This is a genomic window from Aquirufa sp. (assembly GCF_044377215.1).
In the GTDB taxonomy this organism is placed as follows: Bacteria; Bacteroidota; Bacteroidia; order Cytophagales; family Spirosomataceae; genus Aquirufa.
Genome location: NZ_JBILJM010000053.1, coordinates 1 through 7,350 on the forward strand (window position 1 = coordinate 1; position 7,350 = coordinate 7,350).

Annotated in this window: 6 protein-coding genes and 1 pseudogene; 2 read left to right on the forward strand and 5 right to left on the reverse strand. The window is 41.8% G+C overall.

Features of this window, described 5'->3' with window-relative positions; genetic code table 11:
* Positions 1-2,018, reverse strand: a 2,018-nt coding sequence (locus ACIQ6T_RS11015; RefSeq protein ID WP_395786350.1) for a SusC/RagA family TonB-linked outer membrane protein, incomplete at its 3' end; no start/stop codon positions are given.
* 267 nt (positions 2,019-2,285) lie between these two features.
* Between ACIQ6T_RS11015 and ACIQ6T_RS11020 the strand changes: the two genes are divergently transcribed.
* Positions 2,286-2,861: an adenylate kinase gene (locus tag ACIQ6T_RS11020; protein WP_395786352.1), complete on the forward strand. Its 576-nt coding sequence runs from the start codon at positions 2,286-2,288 to the stop codon at positions 2,859-2,861.
* A gap of 95 nt (positions 2,862-2,956) precedes the next feature.
* On the forward strand, positions 2,957-3,988 hold the full coding sequence (obgE, locus tag ACIQ6T_RS11025) for a GTPase ObgE (RefSeq protein ID WP_395786354.1): 1,032 nt from the start codon (positions 2,957-2,959) through the stop codon (positions 3,986-3,988).
* A gap of 1 nt (position 3,989) precedes the next feature.
* Here obgE and ACIQ6T_RS11030 read toward each other — a convergent pair whose 3' ends face one another.
* The 4 genes and pseudogenes from ACIQ6T_RS11030 to ACIQ6T_RS11045 all read right to left on the reverse strand — a co-directional run.
* Positions 3,990-4,895, reverse strand: coding sequence for an SDR family oxidoreductase (locus ACIQ6T_RS11030; RefSeq protein WP_395786356.1), 906 nt, complete (start codon positions 4,893-4,895; stop codon positions 3,990-3,992).
* The gene (gene hemC / locus ACIQ6T_RS11035) at positions 4,892-5,833 is read right to left on the reverse strand and encodes a hydroxymethylbilane synthase (protein WP_395786358.1); all 942 of its coding nucleotides are present in this window, start codon (positions 5,831-5,833) and stop codon (positions 4,892-4,894) included. The genes ACIQ6T_RS11030 and hemC overlap by 4 nt, the downstream gene beginning before the upstream one ends.
* Entirely contained in the window at positions 5,817-6,947 is a 1,131-nt protein-coding gene (locus ACIQ6T_RS11040; protein ID WP_395786360.1) for an ATP-binding protein, read from the reverse strand. The genes hemC and ACIQ6T_RS11040 overlap by 17 nt, the downstream gene beginning before the upstream one ends.
* Positions 6,948-6,950: 3 nt before the next feature.
* Positions 6,951-7,350: pseudogene (locus ACIQ6T_RS11045) on the reverse strand (hypothetical protein); the annotation flags it as partial.

The following is a 7,350-nucleotide window of genomic DNA, read 5'->3' on the forward strand; positions in this document are numbered from 1 at the left end:
TTCAACAAGGGTAATTCAGAAAGACGAGCTCCCACAGAGAATGCAGGGAATACACCATAACGATAAGCTGGAGAGAAACGAGATGATCCGTCTCTACGTATCGTAAAATCCGCTAATAAGAATTCTTTGTATGAATAATTTGCTTTTCCAAACTGAGAAAACAAAGCCGTAATCGTGGCACCTGCACCCGCATTAGCTAGACCTGCGGCAGATCCATTGTTTAGGTAACGATAAGTAAAATCATCAAAAGCAAAACCACTTCGCTGCGCTCCAAAGCCAACTCCATAAGTTGACACAGCTTCCGTACCTACTAATACATTAAAATTATGATCTCCTATTGTTTTTGCATAATTCAAGGTATTATAAAAAGTAATTGCACGGTCAAAGTTATTGCTAACCGTTAAGCTGCTCACATTTCGCGCTTCGGCAGCTTCAATATCACGATTATAAAACTCCGATCTATTAAAGTTATTGTATTCAAAACCTAAACTTGTACGCGCTTTCAAATCTTTAATGATTTCTACTTCAGCAAATACATTACCAAAGATATGTGTCGCTGTAACAGGGTTATCTTTTTCTCTATACTGGCGAGCCAATGGATTAGGTGCATTTCCTAAGTTTGAACCACGTGGACCAGCAAAACCATTTAAAAATGAAGTATTTGTTCCTCCTAATGCTACTGGACCTCCTGTAATATCAAAAACGGGGATAATAGGCTGAATACGAATAGCAAACATGATTGGATTCGATTCACTATTGTTTCCACTAGGTACACCTTGACGCTCGTCGTATGAAACCGTAAAGTTCTCACCAAACGTGATAGCTCCTTTTTTGAATTCTGTATTCGCACGAACTGAGTAACGCTTGTATCCTGTATATTTCAAGATACCTTCTTGGTCGAAATAACTAGCAGAAATTGCATACTTACCATACTTTGATCCTCCTGTTGCTCCTAACTGATAGTTAGAAATTTTAGCAGGGCCAAAGATTTCACGCTGCCAATCCGTACCTTCTTTGTTGGCTTTCGTAATGTTCCAAGCAGTTTTTCCCAATTCTGGGTTAGCGATGTCATTTGTATACGTAAAGTTAGCTGGCAATGCTCCGTACACGTTCGGATAAATGTAATCCGCGATCGTTTGCGTTCCATCTGGTGCAAATCGGTATTGAGCAGAAGGAGAAAAACCTGCTGGTCTGCCTGCGCCAATTGATGACTCGTAGAAATATTGACCTAATTCTTTCGTATTCATTAAATTCAAAAGCTTGCCCACTTGCTGAGTACCCGTGTACATGTCAAAATTAATTTTTGGCTCACCTTCTCCACCACGTTTTGTTGTGATGATAACAACACCATTCGCAGCACGTGCTCCGTAGATAGAAGCCGCAGATGCATCTTTCAATACCTGCATTGACTCAATATCATTTGGGTTGATTTGGTTTAGTGTACCTTGTGTAGGTACGCCATCAATTACATATAATGGTGAGTTGTTGTTTGTAGATCCAAATCCACGAACACGTACCATCGTTCCTCCACCAGGGGAGTTGTCATTACCAACGGTAACACCCGCTGCACGTCCTTGTAACATTTGCGTTACGGATGCTGCTGGTACCGCTAATAATTCTTTGGCACTTACTACCGCTACCGCTCCCGTAATATCTTTTTTACGTTGGGAGGTGTAACCAGTAACAACTACTTCACTTAATTGGCTTACATCTTCATCCAAGACAATGTTCAAAGTTGAACGATTCGCTACAGATGATGTTTTCGTCACAAATCCTACCGAACTAAATACGAGTTCCGCATTATTTGTCTTAACTGAAATGGAGTAGGCTCCATTTACGTCCGTTGTTGTTCCAGTCGTCGTACCTTTGACTGCAACAGATACTCCGGGAATTCCCCCGCCTTTGGCGTCTTGGACTGAACCCGTAATTTTTCGGTCTTGAGCTAATGCTGTCCATGTTACGGATAACATCAACACCATCGCAAAGACCACTCGGCTTAGGTAGAAATTGTTTTTCATAAATTATGTTAGTTTAAGTGTTTGCCGACCAATTAGCCTAATGTGCCGACGTATTAAGAAGTCAAAGTAAAATAATAAATTAGTTAATGCAAAATGTTTTATATAATTATTTTGATAAATTTTATTTATATAAATAATAAACACGTAATCAATTGATAATCTTATTGTTTTCGGTTTCCTGATAAATAGTATAATCTGAATCCTTTGTTTACCTTTGTGGTTCTACGATTTTTTCACTTAATCAAAGGAATTTTCCGCGCATTTTTTATGTTAAATTTAGTTTTATTCGGGCCTCCAGGGGCAGGCAAAGGAACTCAATCGGCCAAAATCATTGAAAAATACGGTTTAATACACCTATCCACAGGTGATTTGTTGCGCGCAGAGATTTCTGCTGGCACCACATTAGGATTAGAAGCTAAAAAACTAATGGATCAAGGTATTTTGGTTCCTGACGCTGTTGTTATCGGCATGATCGAAAATAAATTGAACGAGAATAAGGCTGCTGCTGGATTTATATTCGACGGTTTTCCGCGTACAGTCGCGCAGGCGGAAGCGCTAGATTCGCTTTTGGCGAGCCACTCGTTGAACATCACGCAAATGATCGCGTTAGAGGTTGCTGAGGAGGAATTAACCCAAAGACTTTTAGAACGTGGTAAATCATCTGGTAGACCAGATGATCAAAACGAATCATTAATTCGCAAGCGGGTGCAAGAATATATGGAAAAAACTGCCCCTGTTGCTGGCTATTATGCCAACCAAGGGAAATTTACGGGTATTAATGGGGTAGGTGAGATTGAGGTGATTTTTGGGCAGATTCTTTCCATTATTGAAAGTAAAAAGTAAAGAGTAGAGTGAAGAGATTATAGAGCATACCTGCGGACTCATTCACTTCGGACTAACTGACCACTGATTACTGACTACTGACTAACAACTAACTAATGACTTCAAATTTCATCGATTACGTCAAAATAAACCTGCGTTCTGGACGCGGAGGAAGTGGCTCATCCCATTTTCGTCGTGAAAAGCACGTGCCCAAAGGTGGGCCAGACGGAGGCGATGGCGGTCGTGGTGGTCACGTTTATATAGTTGGCAATTCCCAACATTGGACCTTACTGCATCTGAAATTTCAAAAACATGTCATTGCCGATAATGGTAAAGGTGGCGAAGGTGGTCGTCGTTCAGGCCTTGAAGGAGAAGATATTTTTGTTGAGGTGCCCTTAGGTACCATTGTTAAAGATGCAGAAACAAACGAGTTTCTTGCTGAAGTAACCGAAGAAGGTCAAAAAGTATTATTGTTGGCCGGCGGACGTGGAGGTTTAGGAAATACGCATTTTAAATCATCTACCAATCAGTCTCCGCGCCATGCACAACCAGGCGAAGCAGGACTAGATCGCTGGGTGGTTATGGAATTGAAAGTTTTAGCAGACGTTGGATTAGTTGGCTTTCCTAATGCTGGAAAATCAACCTTACTTTCTGTCCTTTCGTCAGCAAAACCAGAAATTGCTGATTATCCATTTACCACCCTAGTACCCAATTTAGGTGTGGTTGCGTACCGTGATTACAAATCATTTGTTGTCGCCGATATTCCCGGTATTATCGAAGGTGCTGCTGAAGGGAAAGGCCTTGGATTGCGTTTTTTACGCCATATTGAGCGTAACTCTATCCTATGTTTTCTGATTCCATCAGACGCAGCGAACTGGGGAAAAGAATACGAAATTCTTGTTGGCGAATTAACTAAATTCAATCCCGAATTATTACATAAACGCCGCGTTTTAGTTGTTTCTAAGATGGATTTATCTATTCCTGAAATGGAGCCTGAAATGCGCGAAAGTCTGCCTAAAGATCTTCCATTGGTATTTATTTCTTCCATTACACAAACAGGAATTCAAGAGCTAAAAGACCTTCTTTGGGAAACCTTGCAAGAAGAAAATAAAGAAGTTGCTACCCAAGTGCCAAGCAGCATCGAATAAACTATTTGGTGATTTGTTGCGACATCAATGCAATCCCCTCATCAAAAGTGCGTGGTCGGTAACCCAATTCCCGTTTTGCCTTATCAAGGATAAAACCAGTTCTCGGTGGGCGTTTCGCCGGTTGTGAAAAGGTAGACGAATCAGCTTGTTGGATTAAGTCAGTAGGCAGTCCATAAAAGTGGGCCGTTTTAATTGCCATCTCATACGGTGTTAAAAAGTCAGAGCCTGAGATGTTAAATATTCCTTGTGCTTCTTTTTGGGCGATGAGCCAACACCCCATCGCGAGATCTTCAGCCAGGGTAGGTGTGCGAAATTGATCTGTCACTACATTAATTTGTTTCCCCTCTTCTAATGACTTTTTAACCCACAAAATGATATTGGTACGGCTCATATCTGCGACAATTCCAAATACCAAGACGGTACGGGCAATCGCGCAACGGATAGATGAGGCTTCAATTAATTTTTCTGCGCGCAATTTACTCGCCCCATATACGGAGATTGGATTAGGTGTTGCCTCCTCTGTATACGGCCCATCTGCTCCATCAAAAATAAAGTCGGTCGACAAATGACATAGAAACGTGTCGTGCTTTTGACAAGCTTCAATTAAATAAGCTACAGCGGTTACATTTAATAACTCACAGCCTTCTTGATCCGTTTCGCAAGTATCTACATTCGTCATCGCCGCCGTATGTATGACCACATTGGGTTTAAAGTTTTCAAATATGGCGTTGATTTCTTCCGCATTCGTAATATCGAGGGAAACATACCGATACCCCGTTGCATCGGGTAGTCGATTTTCGCCTTTTGCTGTAGCCAGTAAGTTTACATTAGGTTGCTGAACCAACAATTCAACAAGTTTTTGTCCCAAAAGACCATTTGAACCCGTGATTAGAATCGTTTTTTTCATGATTGAGAAGCTAATTGTACGCGTATTTCTTTTAATAATGTTTGTGCTCCTTTGTTAATTAAATCGTTTGCTACTTGATTTCCCGTTGACACAGGGTCTATCCCCGAAGCATCCGACTCAATTTGCTGATCTCCGGACAAGCTCAGTACACCCGCTTGAAGTTTAATTTGACCATTAACAAGTTTGGCATGACCATAAACGGGAACACTGCACCCTCCATCTAGTTGAGCTAATACACTGCGTTCTGCCAAAATGCAACGTTCCGTGTCCATATGGTTACATGCCTCGCGAATTGCATGGCGAGTATCTGCATTAAGCTGAGTTGAGCACTGAATCGCAACACTTCCTTGACCTACAGCAGGAACGAAATTTGTCAAAGACAAATGTTCCACAATGAAGTCCTCCATATCCATCCGATGTACACCGGCATAAGCAAGTAACATGGCATCACATTCCCCAATTTTTAGTTTTTCAAGTCGCGTTTGTAAATTTCCACGCATCTCTACCGCTACATGCTGTGGAAAATGATGGGCCAAAAATGCCCGTCGGCGCGTAGACGAAGTTCCAATCCGCAAAGGGGCTAATTGCCCCAAGCGAATAGATGGGTTCATACTCATTACCACATCATGTGCCGCCTCACGTTCCGTGAATGCGATGAGTGGAAGATCATCGGCTAATGTGGAAGGAAGATCTTTGGCAGAATGTTGCGCAATGTCGATTTCCCCTGCTCGTAACATGGTTTCTAATTCTTCTGTAAATACACCTTTTGCGCCAATTTTAGCCAATGAGCGATCGAGAATTTTATCACCAATGGTGCGAATAGCGATAAGTTCATAGGTCATACCTACAGCTTCGAGTAACTGACCAATGTGGTTTGCTTGCCACAGGGCTAACGCGGAATTTCGCGTTCCGATACGGATGTTATTTTTTGGCTGCATTCGCAATTCGGATAATTTGCAAAGATAAATCGAGGTGAATCATTTTCGCACGACCATTCCTTTCTAAATGATAATATGCAGTAGACAATTGTTCACTGATGTGTTCAATCGCCTCACGGTTTAAGATTTTTGAAAAATTGGTAATAAAGCTTCGTTCTTTTTCCAGTGCCTTAATTAAGGTAGGCGCATCCGCAATTTGATACAAACACTGCCTGAAAATATGTAATGCATACTCGAGTAGCCCTTTTTGTTCTTCTTTTTGCAAACCATCATATTGGTCGGCAAGCGAAGCTAATTTGCTTAAATTTTTACTGTATACGGCGCGCATCCAATCGGCAAACCAGGTAGATGTACTGAGATTTTCTGTTTTTGCTTTATCCAATGCCCAGGCAATATTTCCTTCGGCGCTGTACGCTAAATTTTGTGCACGATCCGTATCGACACCTTCTTTTTCAATTAAATAAGTGACCAAATCTGCTTCGTCAACGGCCTGAATCGAAACGCGTTGGGTGCGTGAAAGAATGGTCGTTAGTAGTTTTTGAGCATCAGCGCAGACCAACAAAAATAAGGTGGATTTGGGCGGTTCCTCTAGTGTTTTTAATAATGCGTTTCCAGAGGATAAATTTAATGATTCGGGGTTCCAAATGAGCACGACCTTAAAATCTGCTTCAAATGGTTTAAGGCTGATTTTAGGGATTAATTTCCGGGTTTCCTCAACGGGAATATTACCTTGTTTGTTGCCCTCTGCGCCCATGGCGGCAAGCCAGTCGGGTAAGGTTCGGTAAGGCGAATCCAATAGAAATTTCCGCCATTCGGGAAGAAAAACATCAGATTCAGCTTCTTTCACTTTTTTAGTAGTGACCGTTGGAAACATAAAAACAAGGTCCGGGTGGATACCACGATGTACTTTTTGGCAACTAGGACATTGTCCGCATGCATCATCACCTTGTTTGCTGGTGCAAAATAAAAACGAAGTAAACGCCAAGGCCATGGCTAATTGCGCACCCCCGTTTGGTCCATGAAACAGTTGGGCATGTGCGATATGTTGCGTTAACACCGCTTGGCTTAATTGTCTTTTGGTCGTATGAAGTCCGGGAATATCCTGAAAACGCATCCTCTAATTTCGGTCTTTTGATTCCGCTTTCCAAATAGCGTGCATGTTCGATTCCAGATTTTCTGGAATTTCTTGATTTTTGGCACTTATCCATGCCTGAGCACTTCGCTTCGCCTCCTCTAAACGGTATGTCTGCACCGCAGGAAATTCACCCCACGTAAATGCAGGAATAAATCTGGGAAGAAAGTCGGGTCCACTAATATTGCAATGGCAGCTGACGACAGTTCCTGTATTGAATTTTGTACTAATACCTGTTGTGACAAAATCCCCCATGTATACGCCGAATGATTTGATCGTAGTTGCACGCATACCCATTTTCGTATAATCATATACGTTTACTTTCTGTAAGTCATTTCGTACGTTGGACGTGGTGGTCATGGCACCCCAATTACAGTAGGAGCCG

Bases quoted from the DNA above. Each gene is read 5' to 3' on its own strand.
- ACIQ6T_RS11020 (WP_395786352.1), top strand. From the start codon at position 2,286: ATGTTAAATTTAGTTTTATTCGGGCCTCCAGGGGCAGGCAAAGGAACT.
- obgE (WP_395786354.1), top strand. From the start codon at position 2,957: ATGACTTCAAATTTCATCGATTACGTCAAAATAAACCTGCGTTCTGGA.
- ACIQ6T_RS11030 (WP_395786356.1), bottom strand. From the start codon at position 4,895: ATGAAAAAAACGATTCTAATCACGGGTTCAAATGGTCTTTTGGGACAA.
- hemC (WP_395786358.1), bottom strand. From the start codon at position 5,833: ATGCAGCCAAAAAATAACATCCGTATCGGAACGCGAAATTCCGCGTTA.
- ACIQ6T_RS11040 (WP_395786360.1), bottom strand. From the start codon at position 6,947: ATGCGTTTTCAGGATATTCCCGGACTTCATACGACCAAAAGACAATTA.